Genomic DNA, 21,568 nt, shown 5'->3' with positions numbered 1-21,568 from the left:
ACCCATTAACTATAAATTGACGTTTCCCGAAGACGATCCTCGGCGAGGGCCAGCTTCGACTGGCCAGGGATCGGACGTCAATGAGCCCTGCACGCATCATCATTCTCGTCGTCGCGCTGGCAGCCGGGCTGGGGGCCGCCGTGCTCGTGCAGAGGCCGTCGCGGGCTCCTGCGCCGGCCGCGAAGGTCGAGCCGGCTCCGACCGTGCCCGTCCTGGTCGCAGCCAGCGACATCCCGATCGGCAACACCGTTTCCGGCAACGACCTGCGCTGGCTCGACTGGCCGCTGGCCAGCGTGCCGACCGGCGTCATCCGCAAGGATGAAGCGCCCGATGCCGAAAAGGAAATCACCGGGCAGGTTGCGCGCTACGCCCTGCTCGCCGCCGAGCCGATCCGCCGCGAGAAGCTGATCAAGACCGACGGGACCGGCTTCCTCTCGGCCGTCTTGCCCTCCGGCATGCGGGCGGTGGCGATCTCCACCGACAGCCGCGGCGCCAGCACCGCCGGCGGCTTCATCCTGCCCAACGACCGCGTCGACGTGATCTGCACCTGGCGCGGCGAATCCGCGAACGGGCGCGGCGGCGAAGCCTTCGTCAGCGAGACGCTGCTGCGGAACATCCGGGTCCTCGCCATCGGCCAGAACGTCCAGGAGCGCAACGGCGAAAAGGTCGTCGTGGGCGAGACCGCCACGCTCGAGGTCGACCCGGGCCAGGTCGAGGTCCTGATCCAGGGCCAGAAGACCGGCACGCTCTCACTCGCGCTCCGCAGCCTCAAGGATGCCGGCGACAATGCCGCGGCGCCGGCCCGCAACGACAACGCGATGACCCTGGTGCGCTACGGCGTCACGACCAAGAGCGTTAAGCCATGACCCGTTTCCCCGCCCATCTCGCCTCCGCCGGTCTCGCCGCGGCCCTCTTGCTCTGCGCATCGTCCCAGGCAGCGCTCGCTCAGTCGACGGGGCCTGCGCCGGTCCTCAATGTCGGAAGCAGCGAGTACGCGATTTCGCGCAAGCTCGACCTCTCCATCGGCCGGTCGCTGGTGGTGGAGCTGCCGCGGGACGCCAAGGAAGTCTTCGTCGCCAATCCGAAGGTTGCGAACGCCGTGGTTCGCACCGCCCGGAAGCTCTTCATCATCGGCATCGCCGACGGCGCGACCTCGATGTTCGTGATGGATGGCGAAGGCCGCCAGATCACCGCCCTCGAGATCAATGTCGGGCGCGATCTCAACGTGCTGCGCCAGACCCTCAGGACCGCTCTGCCGAACTCGCAGATCGAGATCAAGCCGGCGGGAGACTCGATCCTGCTGATCGGCTCGGTGCCGAACGCCTCGGAAGCCACCCAGGCGGTCGACATCGCCAACGCCTTCGTCGGCGTCTCCGAGAAATCGGACAAGAAGGGAGCGGTGATCAACTCGCTGACGATCCGCGACCGCGACCAGGTCATGGTCAAGGTCGTCGTCTCCGAGGTCCAGCGCAAGGCGATCAAGCAGCTCGGCATCAACTCGACCGGCGAATGGAAGCTCGGCAAGTTCTCCGTCACCCCGTCGATCGACAACCCGCTGCCGCTCCAGCCGCAGGCGCTCTCCGCCACGGCGATCACGGCCGGCCTCGGCAATGCCCAGAACTTCACGCTGCGCGCGCTCGAGCGCGCCGGCCTGGCCCGCGTGCTGGCAGAGCCGACCGTGACGGCGATCTCCGGCGAGACCGCAAAGTTCACCGCCGGCGGCGAGGTCCCGATCCCGAAGGGCCAGAACTGCTCCTACGATACCTTCAACCGCCGGAGCTGCTCGATCCAGATCGAATACAAGCCGGTCGGCGTCACCCTCAACTTCACGCCGATCGTGCTGTCCGACAACAAGATCAGCATGCGGATCGCCACCGAGGTCACCGAGCTCGACTTCGAGAACCAGCTCCGGCTCAGCGGCTCCGAAGACGCCGGCCTCAACATGCCGGCCTTCCGGGTCCGCAAGTCGGATACGACCGTCGAGCTGCCCTCCGGCGGCACGCTGGCGACGGCGGGCCTGATCCAGCGCGTCACCAAGCAGTCGCTGAACGGGCTGCCCGGCCTGATGAACCTGCCGATCATCGGCACGCTGTTCCGCTCGCGCGACTACCAGCGCGAGGAGACCGAGCTGATGATCACGGCGACGCCCTACATCGCCAAGCCGATGCAGCCGACGCAGGTCCAGCGCCCCGATGACGGTTTCGTCGAGTCGCACGACACGCAGGCGATCCTGCTCGGGCGCCTGAACAAGATCTACGGCAGCGGCGGCGGCGCGGCCCCCCAGGCCTACAAGGGCCGGGTCGGCTTCATCACCGACTGAGCGCGGCAGGGACACATGGATGGCTTGACGATGACCGCATATCCCCCATCGCGCTCCCGGACCTCCGCCGCATTGGCTGCCGGGCTGCTCGTCGCGGCGGCGCTCGCCGGCGGCTGCGCCAGCAAGGGCGACACCACCGCCTCGTTCGCCCCCGACGATGTGCGCGAGCGGCACCCGATCGTGCTCAAGGACGCGCCGCGCTCGCTAGACGTCTTCGTCGGCCGCAGCGGCGCGGCACTCGACCCCCGGCAGAACCAGGATGTCGTCGCCTTCGCGCAGGAATATCGGCGCAGCGGCCGCGGCGGGCTGGTCGCCGAGGTTCCGACCGGGGACCGGCGCGGACGCGCGACGCGCGACACGCTCGCGGGCATCCGCCACGCGCTGGCGCAAGGCGGCGTCTCGCCCCGCGCGCTCTCGGTCCGCGGCTATCCCGTCCAGGACCCGGAGCTCGCCTCGCCGATCCGGCTGACCTTCGCCTCGCTGCAGGCCAGGCTGCCGCATGAATGCGGGCAGTGGCCGACCGATCTCGGCAGCTCGGACTTCAAGTTCTCGGCCTCGAACGAGCCCTACTGGAACTTCGGCTGTTCGACGCAGGCGACGCTCGCCGCCCAGGTCGCCGATCCGGTCGATCTGGTCCGCGCCCGCGACGAGGGCCGGCCCGACATCGTCAAGCGCATGAACGCCATCGCCAAGATCCGCCAGGGCAAGGATCCCTCGACGGAATACCGGTCGACGACGCCCCAGATCAACGCCACGGTCGGAGGCGGGACATGACGCTGCCGGAATCAGAGCGGCATCCGGCCTTCGCCGGCAGCGAGGAAGTCATCGCGCCGCTGCCGCGCATCACGCTCCAGGCCTTCTGCGAGACCCCGGCGGTGGCCGCCGCGATGCAGGCGGTCGTCGCCGATCGCCGGATGGACAAGGCTCATGCCCGCATCCAGATGGGCGGGCCGGCGGCAGCTGTGGAAGCCTTCCGGGCCGCGCCGACGCCCAACATCATCGTTCTCGAGACGGTGTCGGACCCGGCGACGCTGGTCGCCAATCTCGATGCGCTGTCGGAAAGCTGCGACGCCGGCACCAAGGTGGTCGTGATCGGCCACGTCAACGACGTGCAGCTCTATCGCGACCTGATCCGGCGCGGCGTCAGCGAATATCTGATCGCTCCGCTGGAGACGCTCGACGTGCTGCGCACGCTGTCCGAGCTCTACGTTTCCGCCGAGGCGCGCAATCTCGGCCGCATCATCGCCGTGACCGGCGCCAAGGGCGGCGTCGGTGCCTCAACCGTTGCTCACAACATCGCCTGGGCGATTGCCGGCGGCCTCGGCGCCTCGACCGTCGTGGTCGATCTGGACATCGCCTTCGGAACCGCCGGGCTCAACTTCAACCAGGATCCGCCGCAGGGCATCGCCGAGGCGATCTTCGCGCCCGAGCGCCTCGACGCCAATCTGCTCGACCGGCTGCTCTCGCGCTGCAGCGACAATCTGGCGCTGCTTGCCGCGCCGGCCATGCTCGACCGCACGATCGATCTCGGCGAGGACGCGCTGGAGCAGCTGCTCGACCTGCTGAGGAGCAGCGTGCCCTGCATCGTGCTCGACGTGCCGCATCAGTGGAGCGCCTGGGTGAAGCGCACCATGCTCGGGGCCGACGAGATCCTGATCGTGGCGGAGCCCGAGCTCGCCTCGTTGCGCAACGCCAAGAATTTCGTCGATCTCGCCCGCGCGGCGCGGCCGAACGATGCAGGGGCCCGGCTGGTGCTCAACAAGGTGGGCGTGCCGAAGCGGCCCGAGATCGCGCCACCCGAATTCGCCAAGACCCTCGGGATCGAGGTGCTGTCGACGATTCCCTTCGAGGCCCAGCTTTTCGGGACGGCCGCGAACAATGGCCAGATGATCGCCGAGGTGCAGGCGGGCAGCAAGGCGAACGAGGCCTTCGCCCAGATCGCCGGCACCCTCACGGGGCGCGGCGAGACGCGGCGCGGCAGGCGCAGCCTGCTGGAGCCGCTGGTTTCCAAGCTGAAACGCCGCAAAGCCTCATGACGCGGCCCGGCCTTTCCCCTCTCGGTTTCATCGCGGCGCCGGGCCTGAGCGCCGCGCGCCCGTACGCCGGAGACGCGTGAGATGTTCGGCAAGCGATCAGCCGGCGCCGCTAGCGCCCCCGGCCCGGAGCCGCGAATCCCGGCGGCTGCGCCGGCACCGCGCCGGCCCGAGCCGGCGGCGGCCGCGCCCGAAAATCGCAGGACGGTGGTTCCGGAGGCGGCGCGCTCCGAAGAATACTACCAGATGAAGAGCATGATCTTCGGGGCGCTGATCGAGGCCATCGATCTGTCGCAGCTCGCGAAGCTCGACTCGGAATCCGCCCGGGAAGAAATCCGCGACATCATCAACGAGATCATCTCGCTGAAGAACGTCGTGCTCTCGATCGCCGAGCAGGAGGAACTGCTCGACGACATCTGCAACGACGTGCTCGGCTACGGCCCTCTCGAACCGCTGCTGGCGCGCGACGACATCGCCGACATCATGGTCAACGGCGCCAACCGGACGTTCATCGAGACCGGCGGCAAGATCCAGCTGACCAATGTCCGCTTCCGCGACAATGCGCAGCTGATGAACATCTGCCAGCGGATCGTCAGCCAGGTCGGCCGGCGCGTCGACGAAAGCTCGCCGATCTGCGACGCGCGCCTTGCCGACGGCTCCCGCGTCAACGTCATCGCGCCGCCGCTGGCGATCGACGGCCCCGCTCTCACCATCCGCAAGTTCAAGAAGGACAAGCTGACGCTCGACCAGATCACCAAGTTCGGGGCGATCTCGCCGCCGGGCGCGGAGATCCTGAAGATCATCGGCAAGGTCCGCTGCAACATCGTGATCTCGGGCGGAACGGGTTCCGGCAAGACCACGCTGCTCAACTGCCTGACCAACTACATCGAGCATGACGAGCGCGTCATCACCTGCGAGGACGCCGCCGAGCTGCAGCTCCAGCAGCCGCATGTCGTGCGCCTCGAGACCCGCCCGCCCAATCTCGAGGGCACCGGCGCGGTGACGATGCGCGATCTCGTCAAGAACTGCCTGCGCATGCGTCCCGAGCGCATCATCGTCGGCGAGGTGCGCGGGCCCGAAGCCTTCGACCTGCTGCAGGCGATGAACACCGGCCATGACGGCTCGATGGGCACGCTGCACGCCAACACGCCGCGCGAGTGCCTGAGCCGTATCGAATCGATGATCACGATGGGCGGCTTCTCGCTGCCCTCGAAGACGCTGCGCGAGATGATCTGCTCCTCCGTCGACGTCATCATCCAGGCGCAGCGCATGCGCGACGGCTCGCGCCGCATCACCCACATCACCGAGGTGCTGGGCATGGAAGGCGAGGTCATCATCACCCAGGACCTGATGACCTACGAGGTCCTCGGCGAGGACGCGACGGGCAAGCTGATCGGCCGGCACCGCTCGACCGGCGTCGGGCGGCCGCGCTTCTGGGAACGCGCCCGCTATTTCGGCGAGGAGCAGCGCCTGGCGGCCGCCCTCGACCAGCTCGAGCAGACGGGCGAGAGCCATGCGGCCTAGCCCTGGACGCAACGAGGGCGAGCGGCCATGAACCCGAGCACGCTCGCCGTCGCCGTACTGGCGATGCTCGCCGTTGGCGGTGTGTTCTACGCACTGCTCTACCCGACGCTGAGCGGCGAGAAGCGCGCCGAGAAGCGCCGCAAGGAATTCGCAAGCCCGGCCGCCGAACGGGGCCTCGACCGCGAGGCACAGGCCCGGCTGAAGCGCGGCCAGATCGCGCAGAGCCTGAAGGAGATCGAGAGCCGCGAGAATGCGCGCAGCAAGGTCTCGCTCGAGACCCGCATCGCCCAGGCCGGCCTGAACTGGTCGCGGCAGAAATACTACGTGATCAGCGGCATCGCCGCCCTGCTGCTCGGCGGGGTGCTGTTCGTGGTCAGCGGGAATGCGATCCTGGCCGCGGCCGGCCTCTTCATCGGCGGCTTCGGACTGCCGGCCTGGTTCCTCAAGCGCTGCAAGGCCAAGCGGCTCAAGAAGTTCGGCGTCGAGTTTCCCAATGCGCTCGACGTGATCGTGCGCGGCATCCGGGCCGGCCTGCCCGTCAGCGACTGCCTGCGCATCATCGCCAGCGAGGCGGCCGAACCCGTGCGCAGCGAATTTCGCCAGATCATCGAATCGCAGACGCTCGGGCTTCCGCTGGCCGAGGCCTCCGTGAAGCTGTTCGAACGCATGCCCTGCGCCGAGGCGAACTTCTTCGGCATCGTCATCGCGATCCAGCAGAAGACCGGCGGCAACCTGTCCGAGACCCTCGGCAACCTCTCGCGCGTGCTGCGCGAGCGGCGCAAGATGCGCGACAAGATCCAGGCCGTCTCGATGGAGGCCAAGGCATCGGCCGCGATCATCGGGGCGCTGCCGCCGACCGTGGCGCTGCTGGTCTATCTGACCACGCCGAAATACATCGAGCTGCTCTGGCTGACCCAGACCGGCAAGTTCGCGCTGGTCGCCAGCGGCATCTGGATGCTCATCGGCGTGCTGGTGATGCGCAAGATGATCAACTTCGACATCTGAGGCGGCGCGATGATCTCCCTCATCGTCACCAAGCTCACCGACCCGCAGTTCCTGCTGGCGCTGCTGGCCGCCGTCGCCGCGGCGGCAACCGTCCTGACCATCGCGATCCCGCTGACCGAGGGCAACAGCCTGCAGAAGCGGATGAAGAGCGTCGCGACCGAGCGCGAGAAGATCCGGGCCCGCGAGCGCGAGAGGCTGAACCGGCAGGGCGACAAGGTGAGCCTGCGGCAGGAGCCCAAGGCCTATATGCGGCGCGTCGTCGAGCAGTTCAAACTCGGCGACTGGCTGGGCACGGAGAATGCGAAGCGGCAGCTCACCATGGCCGGCTACCGCGGACCCCAGGCCGAAATCGCCTTCCTCTTCTTCCGGCTCGCCGCTCCGGTCGGGCTGTTTCTGTTCACGCTGTTCTACGTCTTCGTCGTCAACGATTTCGGCCAGCCCCTGATGGTCAAGGCCGGCATCGCCATCGCCGCTGCCTATCTCGGCATCAAGGCGCCCGAGATCTTCCTGTCCAACCAGATCTCCAAGCGTCAGGCCTCGATGCGTCAGGCCTTTCCCGACGCGCTCGACCTGCTGCTGATCTGCGTCGAATCCGGCATGTCGATCGAGCATGCCTTCCGCAAGGTCTCGACCGAGATCGGCAGCCAGTCGGTGGCGCTCGCGGAAGAATTCGGCCTGTGCACGGCCGAGCTTTCCTATCTCGCCGAGCGCAGGGCCGCCTATGAGAACCTCGCGATGCGGACGGGCCTCGAAGGCGTCAAATCGGTTTCGACCGCGCTGATCCAGGCCGAGCGCTACGGCACGCCGCTCGGCACCGCGCTGAGGACGCTGGCGCAGGAAAGCCGCGACCAGCGCATGAACGCCGCCGAGAAGAAGGCGGCCGCGCTGCCCCCGAAGCTCACCGTGCCGATGATCCTGTTCTTCCTGCCGGTGCTCTTCGTGATCATCATGACGCCGGCCCTGATCCAGGTCTTCAAGTGGCACTAGAGCATCGGCCCGAAAAGTGGACCGCGGTTTTCGGAAGAAGCCGATGCAAAATCAAAGAGCTGGAGTATCGGAATGCCAGCTGCACCATAACGAAAGAGGCCGGAGCAACCGCTCCGGCCTCTTTCGTTTCGACTGACGATGCTTGCGGCCGGGGGAGCGCTCTCGCGTCAGCTCCTGCCTCGACCCGCTGCCGAACCCGCGTCCTGCGCCAGCGGCGGCCTCGCGCCCTGCTCGCCCTTGGCCTTGTCCTTGCCCTTGAGCAGATCCCAGCTGTTGCGCTGCGTGACGCTGCGCTTGAGATAGGCGATGGTCGCCGCCGCCTCCGCCGGGCTCTGGTCCTGGCGGGCAACGCTTTCCGCCTCGCCGAAGCGGCCCTGGAGGCCGAGGACCAGCACGAGGTTCTGGCGCACGCGCACATCGGCTCCCGGCGCGGCCGCCGCCTCGCGCAGCACGCGTTCGGCCTCCGGCAGGTGCCGGGAGAGGGCCAGCGACAGGCCGAGATTGGACATCACCGTCGGTTCGTCGGGCACGAGTTTCAGCGCCGCCTGATAGAGCTGCTGGGCCCGGTCATGCTCGCCGAGCTGGTCGGCGACCGTGCCTTGCGCCGAGAGGATGCGCCAGTCAGGACGCTCGGGCGAATGCGCCCGGGACAGAACGTCGTCGGCCTCGCGCAGGCGGCCGTTATCGGCGAGCGACCGGCCATAGGCGCCCAGCAACTCGCGGTCGTCCTGATGGATCAGCACCGCGCTCTGCAGTACGGCGAGGGCCTGGGCATGCTGGTCCGTCGCCCGCAGCGCGCGCGCGTAATAGAAGGCCGCATTGCGATCCTTCTGGTTGGCTTCGTAGCGCCTGCCCCAGCTGTCGCGCTCCGCCTGCCAATCGGCCAGGGTGCGCGGCGCGGCGGGCTGGCTGCGCCCGATCGAGCCGGTGATGTCGCCCGGGCCGCCGCGGCTCTGGCAGCCGGCGAGCGCCAGTGCGGCCAAGCAGACGGCGAGGCCGAGCCCGGCCGAACGGCGGCGGTGCCGGACCTGGCAAGACGCGGGCTGCGCTTCGGAGGGGGGCGCTATGGACATGGGCCGGATCGCCTCGCGGATGTTATCGGGCAGGTTCGTCTGGTCGCTCCGGTGATAAAGCGTTAACCCTAATGCATTCTTAACTCGCCGCCTCCGCCGCCCTGCCAGACCGGTTCCTGCCCGTGCACAGCCTCCTGACCACCACCGCCGATGCGGCCGTTCCCGTTCACGTCGTCTCGTCCTCGCGCTGGCCGGAGCTGCGGGAGAGACTGCCGGCCGAACAGCGGAGCTTTGCCCAGGCGCAGGGCTTTGCGGGGCGCGCCAGCGAGCACTGCTTCCTGCCCGGCAGCGACGGCCGCCTCGGCGCTGTCCTGCTCGGAATCGCCGACGCCGGGCGCAGCCGCGACGCGTTCGCCCCTGCGCGGCTGGCCGCGCAGTTGCCCGAGGGCGCCTACACGCTGCAGGGCGAGATCGACGACCCGGCATTGGCCACGCTCGGCTGGCTGCTGCAGGGCTATCGCTTCGACCGCTACCGCAAGCCCGCTCCGGCGAAGGCACGGCTCGTCCTGCCCAGGGGCGTCGATGGCGCGGAGATCAGCCTGATCGCGGAATCGGCCATGCTGGCGCGCGACCTCGTCAACACGCCGGCGAACGACATGGGACCGGACGAGATCGAGGCCGCCATCCGCGTGCTCGCCGCCGAATGCGGCGCGACCGTCGAGAGCATCGCCGGCGAGGAGCTGCTGGACCGGAATTTCCCGATGATCCACGCGGTGGGCCGCGCATCCCCGCGCGTGCCGCGGCTGATCGATCTCGTCTGGGGCAGCCCGTCTCACCCGAGGGTCACGCTGGTCGGCAAGGGCGTCGCCTTCGACACCGGCGGGCTCGACATCAAGCCTGCCGCAGCGATGCTGCTGATGAAGAAGGACATGGGCGGAGCGGCCGCAGCCATCGCCGCCGCGCGCATGATCATGCTGGCCAAGCTGCCGGTGCGGCTGCGCCTGCTGGTGCCGGCGGTGGAAAACGCGATCGCGGGCGAGGCGTTCAGACCGGGCGACATCCTGCCGAGCCGCAAGGGTCTCACCGTCGAGATCGGCAATACCGACGCCGAGGGGCGGCTGATCCTGGCGGATGCTCTCGCGCTCGCAGACGAGGAGGCGCCGGAGCTGCTGATCGACTACGCCACGCTGACCGGGGCCGCCCGCACGGCGCTCGGCCCGGAGCTGCCGCCCTTCTACACCCATGACGAGGGGCTTGCCGCCGAGATCGCGCGGATCGGGCTTGCCGTGAACGACCCGGTCTGGCGCCTGCCGCTCTGGGCGCCCTATGACCGCATGCTCGATTCCAAGATCGCCGATGTGAACCATGTCTCCAGCGGTGGTATGGCCGGGTCGGTCACGGCCGCGCTGTTCCTCAACCGCTTCGTCGAGCGGACGCCCTCCTATGCCCATTTCGACATCTATGCCTGGACTCCCGCGGCCAAGCCCGGCCGCCCCGAAGGCGGCGAATGCCAGGCCGCGCGGCTGACCTATGCCCTCGCGAAGCAGCTCTATCCCGCCGGTTAAGCCTGATCGGCGAAGGCGATTGCGCCACGGCGCCCGCGCGATAATGATACGGACCCGTAACGATCGGGAACCCTGTCCGCATGCCCTTGGAGATCAGGCCCTCGCAGGCGCTCAGGCTCTGGCGGCAGGTGCATCTCGACCTGGTGCGGGACGGCGAGCCGGACCTTTCGGCCCGCCAGACCGCGATCCTGCTGACCGTCTATCTCGAACTGCCGCCGCATACGGTGCGGGGTCTGGCGAAGCAGCTCGGCGTGACCAAGCCGGTGATCACCCGCGCGCTCGACACGCTCGGCAAGCTCGGCCTGCTCACCCGCAAGCGCGACGAGGAGGACCGGCGCAACGTCGTGATCCAGCGCACGGTCGCGGGAGCGCTCGCCGTGGAACGACTCGGCGACCTCGTCACCGAGCATGCGAAGGAAATCGGGGCCGGCTGAGCCGCCGGCCTCTCCCCGTGGCCCGGAGGCAAGGATAGATTGCCGTCATGACCGCGATTCTCGACCGCCGCATCACGCCCTTCCGCGACGATCTCGCCGCCGGCCATCTGCGCGGGCAGGTCAAGGCTCCGGCCTTCGCCGATCCGCAGCCGATGCGCGTCGTCACCCCTGCGGCGGCGCTGCGGCGGGAGCCGCGCCCCGACGCCGCCCTGGATACGGAAGCGCTCGCGGGTGAGCTGGTGCAGGTCTATGAGCGCTTTGAAGGCTGGGCCTGGGGGCAGCTCGCCGGGGACGGCTATGTCGGTTATCTGCCCGACGATTGCCTGCGGCCGGACCAGCCAGCACCGACGCATCGCGTCAGCGCGCTTCGAACCTTCGTTTACCCCGGCCCCTCGATCAAACTGCCGCCGCTCGCGGCCCTCTCGCTCAACGCAGGCGTCGCCGTCGTGGAGCACAAGGACGATTTCGCCGTGCTCGCCGATGGCGGCCATGTCTTCCTCAGGCACCTCGCTCCGCCTGACCGCTTCGAGCCCGATTCCGTCGCAGTGGCCGAGCGCTTCCTCGGAGTGCCCTATCTCTGGGGCGGGAAGACCAGCCTCGGACTCGACTGCTCCGGGCTGACGCAGCTCGCGCTGGCGGCGGCCGGCATCGCCTCGCCGCGGGATTCCGACATGCTGGAAGCGACGCTCGGCACGGCCGTGCCCTTCGACGACAGCCTCTCCGGCCTCAGGCGCGGTGACCTCGTCTTCTGGAAGGGCCATGTCGGGATCCTGACCGACCCGGACACGCTGCTCCACGCCAACGGCTACACGATGACCGTCTTCAGCGAACCGCTCAGGGCAGCCCGGGAGCGCATCCTGGCCAAGAGCTTCGGCGCCATCACCAGCATCAAGCGGCTGGCCTGAACGGCTCCGTCCTCAGCCGAAGACGCCGTAGGCGATCAGCCCGGCGATGACCCAGAGCGCGGCCGTGCCCCAGCGGTTGCGCCGGGCTTCGGCACGGCCGATCGCCGCGACGCTGCGCTCGTCGAGAGAAAAGCCGTGCCGGGAGGCATCCTCGAGCTGTCCCAGCACGCGCTCGGCCCGGCCGACCGTGTCGGGCAGGCTCGCGAGCGAGCCGAGCAGCGAGCGGGCGCCGCGCCCGGCCTCCTCCAATCGGCCGATCGGCCCGAGGTTATGCGTGATCCAGCTGCGGACGACCGGATCGGCGGTGCCCCACATGTCGAGATGCGGGTCGAGCGAGCGGGCGACGCCCTCGACCACCACCATGGTCTTCTGCAGCATGACGAGCTCGGTGCGGGTCGCCATGTCGAACATGCCGGTGATCTCGAAGAGCAGGGTCAGCACCTTGGCCATCGAGATCTGGTCGGCGCGCTTGTCGTGGATCGGCTCGCCGACGGCGCGGATCGCCTGGGCGAAATCCTCGACGTCGTGATGAGCCGGGACATAGCCCGCCTCGAAATGCACCTGCGCGACGCGGCGGTAGTCGCGGGTGATGAAGCCGAGCAGGATCTCGGCGAGGAAGCGCCGCTCTTTCAGGCCGAGCCGGCCCATGATGCCGCCATCGACGGCGACGAGGCGCCCCTCCGCGTCGACGAAGAGATTTCCGGGATGCATGTCGGCATGGAAGAAGCCGTCGCGGATCGCGTGCTTCAGGAACGACTGGATGATCTTGCGGGCGAGCTCCGGCAAATCGTGTCCGGCGGAGCGCAGGCCCTCGACATCGGAAAGACGGATCGCGTCGATCCATTCGTCGACCAGCATCTCGCGGGCCGTGAGCTGCCAATCCGGCTCCGGCACGCGGAAATCGGGATCGTCCTTGGTGTTCTCAGCGAATTCGGAGAGCGCGGCGGCTTCGAGCCGCAAATCCATCTCCATCGCAACCGAGCGGGCCAGCGTCTCGACGACGCCGGTGAAGCGCAGGCGCCGCGCCTCAGCCGAGCGTTGCTCGGCCGTCTCCGCGCCGAAGCGCATCGCGGCGAGGTCGCGATTGAAACGGTCGCGGATGCCGGGGCGCAGGATCTTGACCGCGACCTCGCGGCCGTCCTTCAGCCGGGCGCGATGCACCTGCGCGATCGAGGCGGCCGCGACCGGCTCGCTGAATTCGACGAAGACGTCCTCGAGCTTGGCGCCGTGGGCGGCCTCGACGATGGCGCGGGCCTCCGCCATCGGGAAGGCCGGCATCCGGTCCTGCAGGGCCGAGAGGTCCTGCGCGATCCTCATGCCGACGACATCGGGCCGCGTCGCCAGGAACTGGCCGAACTTGACATAGGAGGGGCCAAGCCGCGTCAGCGCCGCCGCGAGCCGGGTGGCGGAGGAGCCGGCGCCACGGCGTTCGATCAGCCGGCCGAGGCGGATCAGCCCGCGCGCCAGCGGCGGCAACACGGAGGGGTCGACCAGCGCCAGCGCGCCCTCGCGCGCCAGCACGAAGCCGACGCGCGCGCCGCGCAGCATGTGGAAGAAGGAGGAGATCATGCCGCCTGAGCCAGCATCACAGCTTCCAGCCGGAATGCAGCGCCACGACGCCGCCGGTCATGGCTGTGAACTTCGCGCGACGGAAGCCGGCATCCTCGATCATGTTGGCGAAGGCCTGCGGCTTCGGGAACTTGCGGATCGACTCGACGAGATACTGGTAGGGCTCGGCCTCGCCGGTGACCATGCGGCCCATCGGCGGGATGACCTTGAAGGAATAGGTCTCGTAGATCTTGTCGAGCAGCGGCACGTCGACATGGCTGAATTCGAGGCAGAGGAAGCGCCCGCCGCGCTTCAGCACGCGATAGGCTTCCGCCAGCGCCTTGTCGATGCGCGGCACGTTCCGGATGCCGAAGGCGATGGTGTAGCAGTCGAAATGGTCGCTCGGCAGGCCGAGTTCCTCGGCATTGCCCTGGACGAAGCGGATGCGATCGTCCTCCGGAAAACGCTTGTCGGCGCGCTCGCGCCCGACACGCAACATGTCGGCATTGATGTCGAGCACGGTGACGTCGGTCTGAACGCCACCGGCCTCCAGCACCGAGAAGGCGACATCGCCCGTGCCCCCGGCCACGTCGAGATGGTGGAACGGCCGGTCCTTGGCCGGGTTGATCGCGGTCAATAGCGCGCTCTTCCAGGCCCGGTGCAGGCCGCCCGACATCAGGTCGTTCATCAGGTCGTAGCGATTGGCGACCTTGTGGAAGACGTCGTCGACCTTGGCCTGCTTCTCGGCGAGCTTCACCGTCTCGAAGCCGAAATGAGTGGTGTCGGAAGCTGCTGTCACGGTCGGGCCGGCCCTGTGCAAATCTGTCTTGTCTTCGCCTGAGGCGATGAATAGCCAAAGGCGGCGGGCTTGTCGCGGCCCGTCTCGCCGCAGGCTTTACGAAGGTCGTTGACGATGCCGGAGCTACCCGAGGTCGAAACCGTCCGGCGCGGGCTGGAGCCCGCCATGCTGGGCGAGCGCTTCCAGCGCGTCGAGCTGCGCCGGCCGGACCTGCGCTTTCCCCTGCCCGAGCGCTTCGCCGAGCGTCTGAGTGGTCGACGCGTCGAGGCCCTGTCGCGGCGGGCGAAATACCTGATCGCCGATCTCGACGACGGCGAAGCGCTGATCATGCATCTGGGCATGAGCGGGCGCTTCATCGTCGAGGCGCCCGGCACCCCGCCGACCGAACCCGGCTCCTATTACAATGAGATCGGCCGGCACCTGATCCACGACCATGTCGTGTTCGAGATGGGGACCGGCGCGCGCGTTACCTATAACGACGTGCGCCGCTTCGGCTTCATGGACCTCGTGCCCCGCGCGGAGCTCGCGACATCGAAGCATTTCGCGGGCATGGGCATCGAACCGCTCGGCAACGAACTCTCGGGCGAGACGCTGGCAAAGCTGTTTGCGGACAAGATCGCGCCGCTCAAGGCCGCGCTGCTCGATCAGCGGCTCGTGGCCGGTCTCGGCAATATCTATGTCTGCGAGGCCCTGTTCCGGGCCGGGCTCCACCCGGAGGCGGAAGCCGGGACGATCGCGACGCCGACCGGCCGTCCGCGCGAGAAGGCCCACGAGCTCGCCCGCATTATCCGCGAGGTGCTGGAGGAGGCGGTCGCGGCCGGCGGCTCGACGCTGCGCGACTTCGCCCATGCCGACGGCTCGCTCGGCTATTTCCAGCACCGCTTCAAGGTCTATGACCGCGAAGGCGAGACCTGCGTCACGCCGAGCTGCGGGAAGCTGGTGAAGCGGCTGGTGCAATCGGGGCGCTCGACGTTTTATTGCGAGAGCTGCCAGAGGCGGGCTGTTCGCTAACGGGCCGCTGCAATCCCTCCGCGCATGGAACAGTCGAGACCGAAGGCCGCTGGATGAAGATCATGTGTCTGAACGGTTGGGGCGGGAAGCTCCATGCACCGCTTACTGCCTATCTGGCGGCTTCATCTCCGGACATCCTCTGCCTGCAGGAGGTGGTGCACAGTCCCGAGACCGCGAAGGAGTGGCTGACGTACCGAGACGGAAGCCATGTTCTGCCGCAGCGAGCGAACATGTTTCGCGATGTCGCGAGGGTTCTCCCGGATCACATACCGATCTTCTGCCCCGCAGCGCAGGGCGTGCTCTGGGATGGGGAGTCGTCCATTCCCTCCCAATGGGGGCTTGCAACATTCGTGCGCCGGACGCTGCCGATCACAGGACAGGTGCAAGGCTTCGTCCACAAAGCCTTCTGTCCCGATGGCTATGGCGAGCATCCGCGGTCGCGAAGCGCCCATGCCGTGCGGGTCTTCGACTTTGAAAAGGCGCAGTTCATCTGCGTCGCGCATATGCACGGCTTACGTGACCTCGACGGAAAGGCCGATACCCCCGAAAGGATTGCGCAAGCCGAGCGGCTGGCTGACCTCGTCCGGCAGATTGCAGAACCAGACGACCCTGTCGTCGTCTGTGGAGACTTCAACGTCGAGCCGGGGAGCCAAACGTTCGAGATTCTCGGCCGCATCGGTCTGGTCGACCTCGTGACCGCGCGAGGGTTCGGCAGCACCCGCACCTCCCATTACGCGAAAGCGGGAAAATTCGCCGATTACATGCTTGTAAACAGTCGCGTGGAGGTGGCGGACTTCACCGTAGTCACCGAGCCCGAGGTTTCGGACCACTGTCCTTTGGTTCTGACGTTATAGGGGGCTTGCTCGAAGCCGCTAGCGCCGGCTCTGCACCAAGCACTCAGAGAGTCGGGTCCAGAGCCAGCCCCATGACGGCGGCGAAGACGGCGGCCTGTGCCGCGCCGCTGACGTCAGCGCTTGGGCTGCTGCGGGAACTCCAGCTTCGAGACGTCGTAGCCGAGCGCCGCGGCGCGCTGCACCAGCCGCTTGCGCTGGGTGGCGCCGATCTGCGGATCGCGGGTGAAGATGTAGAGGTCGCGAAAGGTCGGGTCGGCCGAGATGAACCAGCTATAGTCATCGGCACGATCCAGAACCCAATAATCCCGCTGCACCGGCACAAAACCGTAGAGCTTGTAGTCCACGCGCAACTTGGCATTGAAGCCGGGGTCGAGGATCGTGCCCGGCCCACCGACCGTCTTCAGCTCGCCCTTCGGACTGCCCATCCGGCAGGAATCCAGCACCTCGATGCCGCCCTGGCGACCCGGGCCATACTCCGTCGCTCCTGCGACACAGCCATCGGTGATGCTCATGGGGCGTCGCGCGATTTCGCGCCAGGTTCCTGAATAGAAGCGCGCCACATCGATGCGCTTGCGAGGCTCGGGAGCCTGGCCGGAGCCGCTGGCGCCCGAGCCGCCGGCACAGCCGGCCAAGGTGAGAGCCGCCGCAGCGGCGAGCAGGATCGACTTCATTTCGACCTCCCTCGTGACGAGCGGCCGTCGATGCGGCGCCTGCCCAGCAATACGCGCGGCGCCGGCCGCCGGATCCATCGATCGTCCGACGGCGGTCGCTTTCGCGCATCCCGCTTTGCGTCTGCTGCCCGTGGACTTGAGGCCTGGCGGCCCGCTAAAGCTGGCGGCACAGCAGCATCCGGGAGGCCGCCATGGCTTATGAGACCATTCTCGTCGAGACGAAGGGCAAGGTCGGGCTGATCACGCTCAACCGCCCGCAGGCGCTGAACGCGCTGAACGGCCAGCTCATCGGCGAGATCAACCAGGCGCTCGACGGCTTCGAGAAAGATGCCGAGATCGGCTGCGTCGTCCTCACCGGCTCGGAGAAGGCCTTCGCCGCCGGCGCCGACATCAAGGAGATGCAGAGCCGGACCTTCCCCGGCACCTATCTCGACGACAAGTTCGAGGACTGGGACCGGATCGGCCGGCGCAAGAAGCCGATCATCGCGGCGGTCGCGGGCTTCGCGCTCGGCGGCGGCTGCGAGCTCGCCATGATGTGCGATTTCATCATCGCCGCGGACAATGCGAAATTCGGCCAGCCCGAGATCAATCTCGGCGTCATCCCCGGCGCCGGCGGCACGCAGCGCCTGACCAAGGCGGTCGGCAAGGCCAAGGCGATGGATCTGTGCCTGACAGGACGGATGATGGGCGCCGAGGAAGCCGAGCGCTCCGGCCTCGTCGCCCGGGTCGTGCCGCTGGCCGAGCTTCTGCCCGAGACGCTGAAGGCGGCCGAGGCGATCGCGGCGAAGTCGCTGCCCTCCGTGCTGATGGCGAAGGAAGCGGTCGAGCGCGCTTTCGAGGTAACCCTTCAGGAGGGGCTGCGCTTCGAGCGCCGCATCTTCTCCTCGCTCTTCGCGACGGCAGACCAGAAGGAGGGCATGTCCGCCTTCGCCGAGAAGCGGAAGCCCGATTTCAAGAACGCCTGAGCCGACAGGCCACCGCCTGCCGCATGGCGGTGTCGAGCGCCGCCGCCTTGATGGAACGACGCTCCTGCTGGCAGATAGCCCTCGTCTTTCGCCAGCAGGATTTCCCGCGATGAACGCCCAGACCGGACCGTCCCTTCCGACCTATGCCGATGTCGAGGCCGCGGCCGAACGGCTCAGGGGCGTCGCCCACCACACCCCGGCGATGAGCTCGGCCACCGCCAACCGGCGGACGCAAGCCAGCCTCGTCTTCAAGCCCGAGAACCTGCAGCGCATGGGCGCCTTCAAGTTCCGCGGCGGTTATAATGCCATCGCCTCGCTCGGCCCTGAGCAGAAGAAGGCCGGCGTCGTCACCTTCTCCTCCGGCAACCATGCCCAGGCCATCGCCTATGCCGGCCAGCTTCTGGGCGTGCCGACCACCATCATCATGCCCAACGACGCGCCGGCCGCGAAGGTCGCGGCGACGGAAGGCTATGGCGGGCAGATCGTGCGCTATGACCGCTACACCGAGGACCGGCTCGCCATCGGCGACCGGCTCGCCGCCGAGCGCGGGCTGACGGTCATCCCGCCCTATGACCACCCCGATGTCATCGCCGGCCAGGGCACCGCGACGAAGGAGCTGATCGAGGATGCCGGCCCGTTCGACATCCTGATCGTGCCGCTCGGCGGCGGCGGGCTGCTGGCCGGCGCCTGCCTGGCGGCGAAGGCGCTCAATCCCGCCTGCCACATCTTCGGCGTCGAGCCGGAGGCCGGCAATGACGGGCAGCAATCGCTGCGCAAGGGCGAGATCGTGACGATCGGCGTGCCCAAGACCATCGCCGACGGGGCACAGACCGCCTTCCTCGGCAATCTCACCTTCCCGATCATCCAGCGCGAGGTCGAGGACATCGTCACGGTGAGCGACGCCGCGCTGGTCGATGCGATGCGTTTCTTCGCGGAGCGCATGAAGCTCGTGGTCGAGCCGACCGGCTGCCTCGCGGCGGCGGCGGCCTTCAGCGGCGCGATCCCGGTCGAGAGCCGGCGCGTCGGCGTCGTCCTGTCGGGCGGGAATGTCGATCTGGCGAGCTTCGCGCGCTTCATCGCGCCCGCTCCCTGAGCCCGACGGCGAGCCACATGCGGATTCCGCGTTGACGGCGCGCGCGCAAGCGACTATAGCCCCACCACTCGCGGCGGCCCGCGCAAGCTCGGCCGCCGCTCACGTGTTTCCAGCAAGGTAGCGGCCAGGACCGCCGGCTCAACGCCAGGCGACGGGCCGTAATGAGGACGAGGACGTTTCGATGGCCAATACGACGTCGGCCAAGAAGGCCACGCGGAAGATCGCACGGCGCACCGAGGTCAACAGGAACCGCCGCTCGCGCATGCGCACCTTCCTGCGCAAGGTCGAGGAGGCGATCGCCTCGGGCAACAAGGCCGCCGCGGCCGAGGCCCTGAAGGCCGCTCAGCCCGAGATCATGCGCGCCGCGCAGAAGGGCGTGGTTCACAAGAACACCGCCTCCCGCAAGGTGTCGCGCCTCGCCCATCGGATCGGCGCGCTGGCTTCCTGAGCCGCCTTCTCAATTGGTATTACACCTTTAGAAAGCCCGGCCTCGTGCCGGGCTTTTTCGTTGGCTTCGCAGCCGCTGTTGCAACTCGGCACATGACGATTGAAATCGCTTCGGCAAGCCGATTCGGCAATCTTTCCACGCCTTTACGGACTTGACTCCGGGGCGGCTTTCAGGGCGCGAGATCGCCCCGTCAGAGGGAGTCCGCCGCGCATGGAAAAGCATTATTTATCATCATCTTAGCAGGCAAAGGATTTTGCCGATATGGAATCGTGGCGACTCCGCGGCAGCCGCCCGGCCCTTCCGAAAAAAAAGATTCGGGCCGGAGGCCCCGGGCGGCCGTAAAGAAAAGATTAAGTTCCCCAACCAATTGCGGCTCCACCCTCCGGCCTGATCCGGCGCGAGGAAGCCGCCCCGCTCCGAAGCCGGCTGACCGGGGTGTTGCAGCGCTTCGAGGCCGCCCTGTAAGGTCTCTTCATCGCCCGGCGGACAGCAATGAACGCGGCGGCGGTTTCCATAGATTATCGGTGTTTGGGCTCGCGACCAGGGAGGTTGGAGAATGTCGCTCTTTGTCTTCAGTACCGAGATGAAGGGCAACTCCAGCCAGCGGCGGGCCTTCCAAGCGTAATCGACAGGACAGGGATCTGAAGTCCCGTCGGGCGGAGGCGCCTGTCGGGCCGGGATCCTTTTTGACCGGACAACAACGCCGGGACAGGCGGCCGCTGCTGCGACCGCCCTGCCGAAGGCGTGATCATTTGAGAGCGAATGGGGCCATAGATGTTCGAGCGGCAGGAAATCGGAGATGTGGTCGAGACGGCACCGGTGGTGGTAACGATTGCCGCTGAGGAGGCCGGAACGGTCAGTGCGGACGACAGGACGGTCCAGGAGGCCTGGGAGCGCGTACGGCGCCGGCTGCGTGCCGAATTGGGCGAGGATGTCTTCTCGAGCTGGTTCGCCCGCCTCGAGCTCGCCGGCATCGTCGGGGGCGTGGCCTATCTCACGGTCCCCACGCGCTTCCTCAAGAGCTGGCTCGAAGCCCATTACGCCGAGCGGCTGCGGGTAAACTGCATCGCCGAGCTGCCGGCGCCGAGCGGCGTGCTGCTCTCCGTTCGCCAGGCGTCGCGCGATGCCGCGCCGGCGCCCCTGGCGGAAGCCGTGATCCGCAGCCGCGCGGCAGCGCCGGCGGCGGCGATTCCGGCCGATGCCGCAAAGCTCGTTCCCGCGAGCGCGCAGGGCGGCGAAGCGGAGCCCGTCGACGTTTGCGGCACGACGCTGGACAAGCGGATGAGCTTCCAGAGCTTCGTCGTCGGCAAGTCGAACCAGCTCGCCTTCGCCGCCGCCGAGCGTATCGCCGCGGCGCCTGCCGGCCAGAGCCCCTATAATCCGCTCTATCTCCATGCCGGAGTCGGGCTGGGCAAGACGCATCTGCTGCAGGCGATCGCGCAGGAGGCGCGCCGGCTCGGCAAGCGCGTCGCCTATTTCACGGCGGATCGCTTCATGTACGGCTTCGTCGCGGCGCTGAAGTCGCAGACGGCGCTGGCCTTCAAGGAGAAGCTGCGCGGCATCGACCTGCTCGTCGTCGACGACGTGCAGTTCATCCAGGGCAAGTCGATCCAGCAGGAGTTCGGCCACACCATCAATGCGCTGCTCGACGCCGGCAAGCAGATCGTCGTCGCCGGCGACCGCCTCGCCGGCGAGCTCGAGGCTCTCGACGAGCGCATCCGCTCGCGGCTCGGCGGCGGCCTCGTCGTCGAAGTCGGCGAGCTCGACGAAGCCTTGCGCGGCAAGATCCTGGCGACCCGGCTGGAGGCCCTGCAGGGCGCCCATCCCAACTTCCAGGTCAGCCCCGACGTGGTCGCCTATGTCGCCCGTGTCGTCGCGACCAATGGTCGCGACCTCGACGGCGCCGCCAACCGGCTGCTGGCGCACGCCACCCTCTCCGGCCAGCTCGTGACGCTGGAGACCGCGGAAGCGGCGATCCGTGACCTCGTCCGGACGCGCGAGCCGCGCCGGGTCAAGATCGAGGACATCCAGAAGCTCGTGGCGACGCGCTACAATGTCAGCCGCGCCGACATCCTCTCGGAGCGCCGCACCGCGGCGGTGGTGAAGCCGCGGCAGATCGCGATGTATCTGTCGAAGGCGCTGACGCCGCGCTCCCTGCCCGAGATCGGACGCCGCTTCGGCGGGCGCGACCACACCACGGTGCTGCACGCCGTACGCAAGATCGAGAAGGCGATCAGCGAGGACCGCTCGCTGCACGAGGAGGTCGATCTGCTGAAGCGCATGCTGCAGGAGTGAGCGGCACAGGCCCGTTCCCCCCTGATCTTTCAATTGCTTGTGGTTGCCGGGGTGGGCAGGCTTGCGCACCCGGCTGGCGTCCGGCAATGTCGCTGGCC

20 protein-coding genes are annotated in these 21,568 nt (G+C 68.0%); 16 read left to right on the top strand and 4 right to left on the bottom strand.

Translation table 11 applies throughout. The features are described 5' to 3' along the window. Positions 1 to 80: 80 nt before the first annotated feature. From cpaB to BGO20_RS01305, 7 genes are all read left to right on the top strand, one after another. On the top strand, positions 81 to 866 hold the full coding sequence (cpaB, locus tag BGO20_RS01335; RefSeq protein WP_291662863.1) for a Flp pilus assembly protein CpaB: 786 nt from the start codon (positions 81 to 83) through the stop codon (positions 864 to 866). Beyond that, a complete protein-coding gene (locus BGO20_RS01330) occupies positions 863 to 2,320 on the top strand; it encodes a type II and III secretion system protein family protein (protein WP_291662862.1) in 1,458 nt (485 codons plus the stop codon). The genes cpaB and BGO20_RS01330 overlap by 4 nt, the downstream gene beginning before the upstream one ends. A 30-nt stretch (positions 2,321 to 2,350) precedes the next feature. Next, a complete protein-coding gene (locus BGO20_RS01325) occupies positions 2,351 to 3,094 on the top strand; it encodes a CpaD family pilus assembly protein (RefSeq protein ID WP_291662861.1) in 744 nt (247 codons plus the stop codon). After that, a complete protein-coding gene (locus BGO20_RS01320) occupies positions 3,091 to 4,356 on the top strand; it encodes a CpaE/TadZ family protein (RefSeq protein WP_291662860.1) in 1,266 nt (421 codons plus the stop codon). The genes BGO20_RS01325 and BGO20_RS01320 overlap by 4 nt, the downstream gene beginning before the upstream one ends. An 81-nt stretch (positions 4,357 to 4,437) precedes the next feature. After that, complete coding sequence (locus BGO20_RS01315; RefSeq protein ID WP_291662858.1) at positions 4,438 to 5,877, top strand: CpaF family protein; 1,440 nt, start codon at positions 4,438 to 4,440, stop codon at positions 5,875 to 5,877. Between the two features lie 27 nt (positions 5,878 to 5,904). Next, positions 5,905 to 6,882, top strand: coding sequence for a type II secretion system F family protein (locus BGO20_RS01310; protein WP_291662857.1), 978 nt, complete (start codon positions 5,905 to 5,907; stop codon positions 6,880 to 6,882). Positions 6,883 to 6,891: 9 nt separating this feature from the next. Next, positions 6,892 to 7,869, top strand: coding sequence for a type II secretion system F family protein (locus tag BGO20_RS01305; protein WP_291662856.1), 978 nt, complete (start codon positions 6,892 to 6,894; stop codon positions 7,867 to 7,869). 167 nt (positions 7,870 to 8,036) lie between these two features. On the opposite strand, the gene BGO20_RS01300 is transcribed toward BGO20_RS01305, so the two are convergent. Continuing rightward, positions 8,037 to 8,942: a tetratricopeptide repeat protein gene (locus tag BGO20_RS01300; RefSeq protein ID WP_291662854.1), complete on the bottom strand. Its 906-nt coding sequence runs from the start codon at positions 8,940 to 8,942 to the stop codon at positions 8,037 to 8,039. A 116-nt stretch (positions 8,943 to 9,058) separates the two neighbouring features. Here BGO20_RS01300 and BGO20_RS01295 point away from each other — a divergent pair, with 116 nt between their 5' ends. The 3 genes from BGO20_RS01295 to BGO20_RS01285 all read left to right on the top strand — a co-directional run bounded on the left by BGO20_RS01295 (position 9,059) and on the right by BGO20_RS01285 (position 11,786). Then, positions 9,059 to 10,447 carry a leucyl aminopeptidase family protein gene (locus BGO20_RS01295; RefSeq protein WP_465245986.1) on the top strand — a complete coding sequence of 463 codons (1,389 nt, stop codon included), beginning with the start codon at positions 9,059 to 9,061 and terminating at the stop codon, positions 10,445 to 10,447. 80 nt (positions 10,448 to 10,527) lie between these two features. Further along, a complete protein-coding gene (locus tag BGO20_RS01290; protein WP_089177619.1) occupies positions 10,528 to 10,881 on the top strand; it encodes a MarR family transcriptional regulator in 354 nt (117 codons plus the stop codon). Positions 10,882 to 10,928: 47 nt separating this feature from the next. Then, complete coding sequence (locus tag BGO20_RS01285) at positions 10,929 to 11,786, top strand: C40 family peptidase (protein ID WP_291662849.1); 858 nt, start codon at positions 10,929 to 10,931, stop codon at positions 11,784 to 11,786. 12 nt (positions 11,787 to 11,798) lie between these two features. Here the strand turns inward: BGO20_RS01285 and ubiB are convergent, their stop codons facing one another. Beyond that, on the bottom strand, positions 11,799 to 13,355 hold the full coding sequence (gene ubiB / locus BGO20_RS01280; RefSeq protein WP_291662848.1) for a 2-polyprenylphenol 6-hydroxylase: 1,557 nt from the start codon (positions 13,353 to 13,355) through the stop codon (positions 11,799 to 11,801). A gap of 16 nt (positions 13,356 to 13,371) precedes the next feature. Next, the gene (gene ubiE / locus BGO20_RS01275; protein WP_291662847.1) at positions 13,372 to 14,133 is read right to left on the bottom strand and encodes a bifunctional demethylmenaquinone methyltransferase/2-methoxy-6-polyprenyl-1,4-benzoquinol methylase UbiE; all 762 of its coding nucleotides are present in this window, start codon (positions 14,131 to 14,133) and stop codon (positions 13,372 to 13,374) included. A 114-nt stretch (positions 14,134 to 14,247) separates the two neighbouring features. On the opposite strand from ubiE, the gene mutM reads away from it, so the two are divergent. Further along, positions 14,248 to 15,144: a bifunctional DNA-formamidopyrimidine glycosylase/DNA-(apurinic or apyrimidinic site) lyase gene (gene mutM / locus BGO20_RS01270; protein ID WP_291662845.1), complete on the top strand. Its 897-nt coding sequence runs from the start codon at positions 14,248 to 14,250 to the stop codon at positions 15,142 to 15,144. Between the two features lie 53 nt (positions 15,145 to 15,197). Next, complete coding sequence (locus BGO20_RS01265) at positions 15,198 to 15,998, top strand: endonuclease/exonuclease/phosphatase family protein (RefSeq protein WP_291662843.1); 801 nt, start codon at positions 15,198 to 15,200, stop codon at positions 15,996 to 15,998. Positions 15,999 to 16,111: 113 nt separating this feature from the next. Here BGO20_RS01265 and BGO20_RS01260 read toward each other — a convergent pair whose 3' ends face one another. Next, the gene (locus BGO20_RS01260) at positions 16,112 to 16,669 is read right to left on the bottom strand and encodes a lipocalin family protein (protein ID WP_291662841.1); all 558 of its coding nucleotides are present in this window, start codon (positions 16,667 to 16,669) and stop codon (positions 16,112 to 16,114) included. A 191-nt stretch (positions 16,670 to 16,860) separates the two neighbouring features. Between BGO20_RS01260 and BGO20_RS01255 the strand changes: the two genes are divergently transcribed. The 4 genes from BGO20_RS01255 (at position 16,861) to dnaA (ending at position 21,470) form a co-directional block, all read left to right on the top strand. Next, a complete protein-coding gene (locus tag BGO20_RS01255) occupies positions 16,861 to 17,634 on the top strand; it encodes an enoyl-CoA hydratase (RefSeq protein WP_291662839.1) in 774 nt (257 codons plus the stop codon). A gap of 109 nt (positions 17,635 to 17,743) precedes the next feature. Continuing rightward, positions 17,744 to 18,727 carry a threo-3-hydroxy-L-aspartate ammonia-lyase gene (locus BGO20_RS01250; RefSeq protein ID WP_291662838.1) on the top strand — a complete coding sequence of 328 codons (984 nt, stop codon included), beginning with the start codon at positions 17,744 to 17,746 and terminating at the stop codon, positions 18,725 to 18,727. Between the two features lie 181 nt (positions 18,728 to 18,908). Next, positions 18,909 to 19,175 carry a 30S ribosomal protein S20 gene (gene rpsT, locus BGO20_RS01245; protein WP_291662837.1) on the top strand — a complete coding sequence of 89 codons (267 nt, stop codon included), beginning with the start codon at positions 18,909 to 18,911 and terminating at the stop codon, positions 19,173 to 19,175. 774 nt (positions 19,176 to 19,949) lie between these two features. Further along, complete coding sequence (gene dnaA / locus BGO20_RS01240) at positions 19,950 to 21,470, top strand: chromosomal replication initiator protein DnaA (RefSeq protein WP_291662835.1); 1,521 nt, start codon at positions 19,950 to 19,952, stop codon at positions 21,468 to 21,470. The last annotated feature ends 98 nt before the right edge of the window (positions 21,471 to 21,568 follow it).

This window comes from Allobosea sp. 67-29 (genome assembly GCF_001898115.1).
Classification (GTDB): Bacteria; Pseudomonadota; Alphaproteobacteria; order Rhizobiales; family Beijerinckiaceae; genus Allobosea.
The sequence above is the reverse complement of the archived record's forward strand: the minus strand, read 5'-3'. Positions and strand labels throughout refer to the sequence as shown.

Excerpts from the sequence above, each read along its gene's own strand:
- cpaB (WP_291662863.1), top strand. The coding sequence starts at position 81 with ATGAGCCCTGCACGCATCATCATTCTCGTCGTCGCGCTGGCAGCCGGG.
- BGO20_RS01330 (WP_291662862.1), top strand. The coding sequence starts at position 863 with ATGACCCGTTTCCCCGCCCATCTCGCCTCCGCCGGTCTCGCCGCGGCC.
- BGO20_RS01325 (WP_291662861.1), top strand. The coding sequence starts at position 2,351 with ATGACCGCATATCCCCCATCGCGCTCCCGGACCTCCGCCGCATTGGCT.
- BGO20_RS01320 (WP_291662860.1), top strand. The coding sequence starts at position 3,091 with ATGACGCTGCCGGAATCAGAGCGGCATCCGGCCTTCGCCGGCAGCGAG.
- BGO20_RS01315 (WP_291662858.1), top strand. The coding sequence starts at position 4,438 with ATGTTCGGCAAGCGATCAGCCGGCGCCGCTAGCGCCCCCGGCCCGGAG.
- BGO20_RS01310 (WP_291662857.1), top strand. The coding sequence starts at position 5,905 with ATGAACCCGAGCACGCTCGCCGTCGCCGTACTGGCGATGCTCGCCGTT.
- BGO20_RS01305 (WP_291662856.1), top strand. The coding sequence starts at position 6,892 with ATGATCTCCCTCATCGTCACCAAGCTCACCGACCCGCAGTTCCTGCTG.
- BGO20_RS01300 (WP_291662854.1), bottom strand. The coding sequence starts at position 8,942 with ATGTCCATAGCGCCCCCCTCCGAAGCGCAGCCCGCGTCTTGCCAGGTC.
- BGO20_RS01290 (WP_089177619.1), top strand. The coding sequence starts at position 10,528 with ATGCCCTTGGAGATCAGGCCCTCGCAGGCGCTCAGGCTCTGGCGGCAG.
- BGO20_RS01285 (WP_291662849.1), top strand. The coding sequence starts at position 10,929 with ATGACCGCGATTCTCGACCGCCGCATCACGCCCTTCCGCGACGATCTC.
- ubiB (WP_291662848.1), bottom strand. The coding sequence starts at position 13,355 with ATGATCTCCTCCTTCTTCCACATGCTGCGCGGCGCGCGCGTCGGCTTC.
- mutM (WP_291662845.1), top strand. The coding sequence starts at position 14,248 with ATGCCGGAGCTACCCGAGGTCGAAACCGTCCGGCGCGGGCTGGAGCCC.
- BGO20_RS01265 (WP_291662843.1), top strand. The coding sequence starts at position 15,198 with ATGAAGATCATGTGTCTGAACGGTTGGGGCGGGAAGCTCCATGCACCG.
- BGO20_RS01260 (WP_291662841.1), bottom strand. The coding sequence starts at position 16,669 with ATGAAGTCGATCCTGCTCGCCGCTGCGGCGGCTCTCACCTTGGCCGGC.
- BGO20_RS01255 (WP_291662839.1), top strand. The coding sequence starts at position 16,861 with ATGGCTTATGAGACCATTCTCGTCGAGACGAAGGGCAAGGTCGGGCTG.
- BGO20_RS01250 (WP_291662838.1), top strand. The coding sequence starts at position 17,744 with ATGAACGCCCAGACCGGACCGTCCCTTCCGACCTATGCCGATGTCGAG.
- rpsT (WP_291662837.1), top strand. The coding sequence starts at position 18,909 with ATGGCCAATACGACGTCGGCCAAGAAGGCCACGCGGAAGATCGCACGG.
- dnaA (WP_291662835.1), top strand. The coding sequence starts at position 19,950 with ATGTTCGAGCGGCAGGAAATCGGAGATGTGGTCGAGACGGCACCGGTG.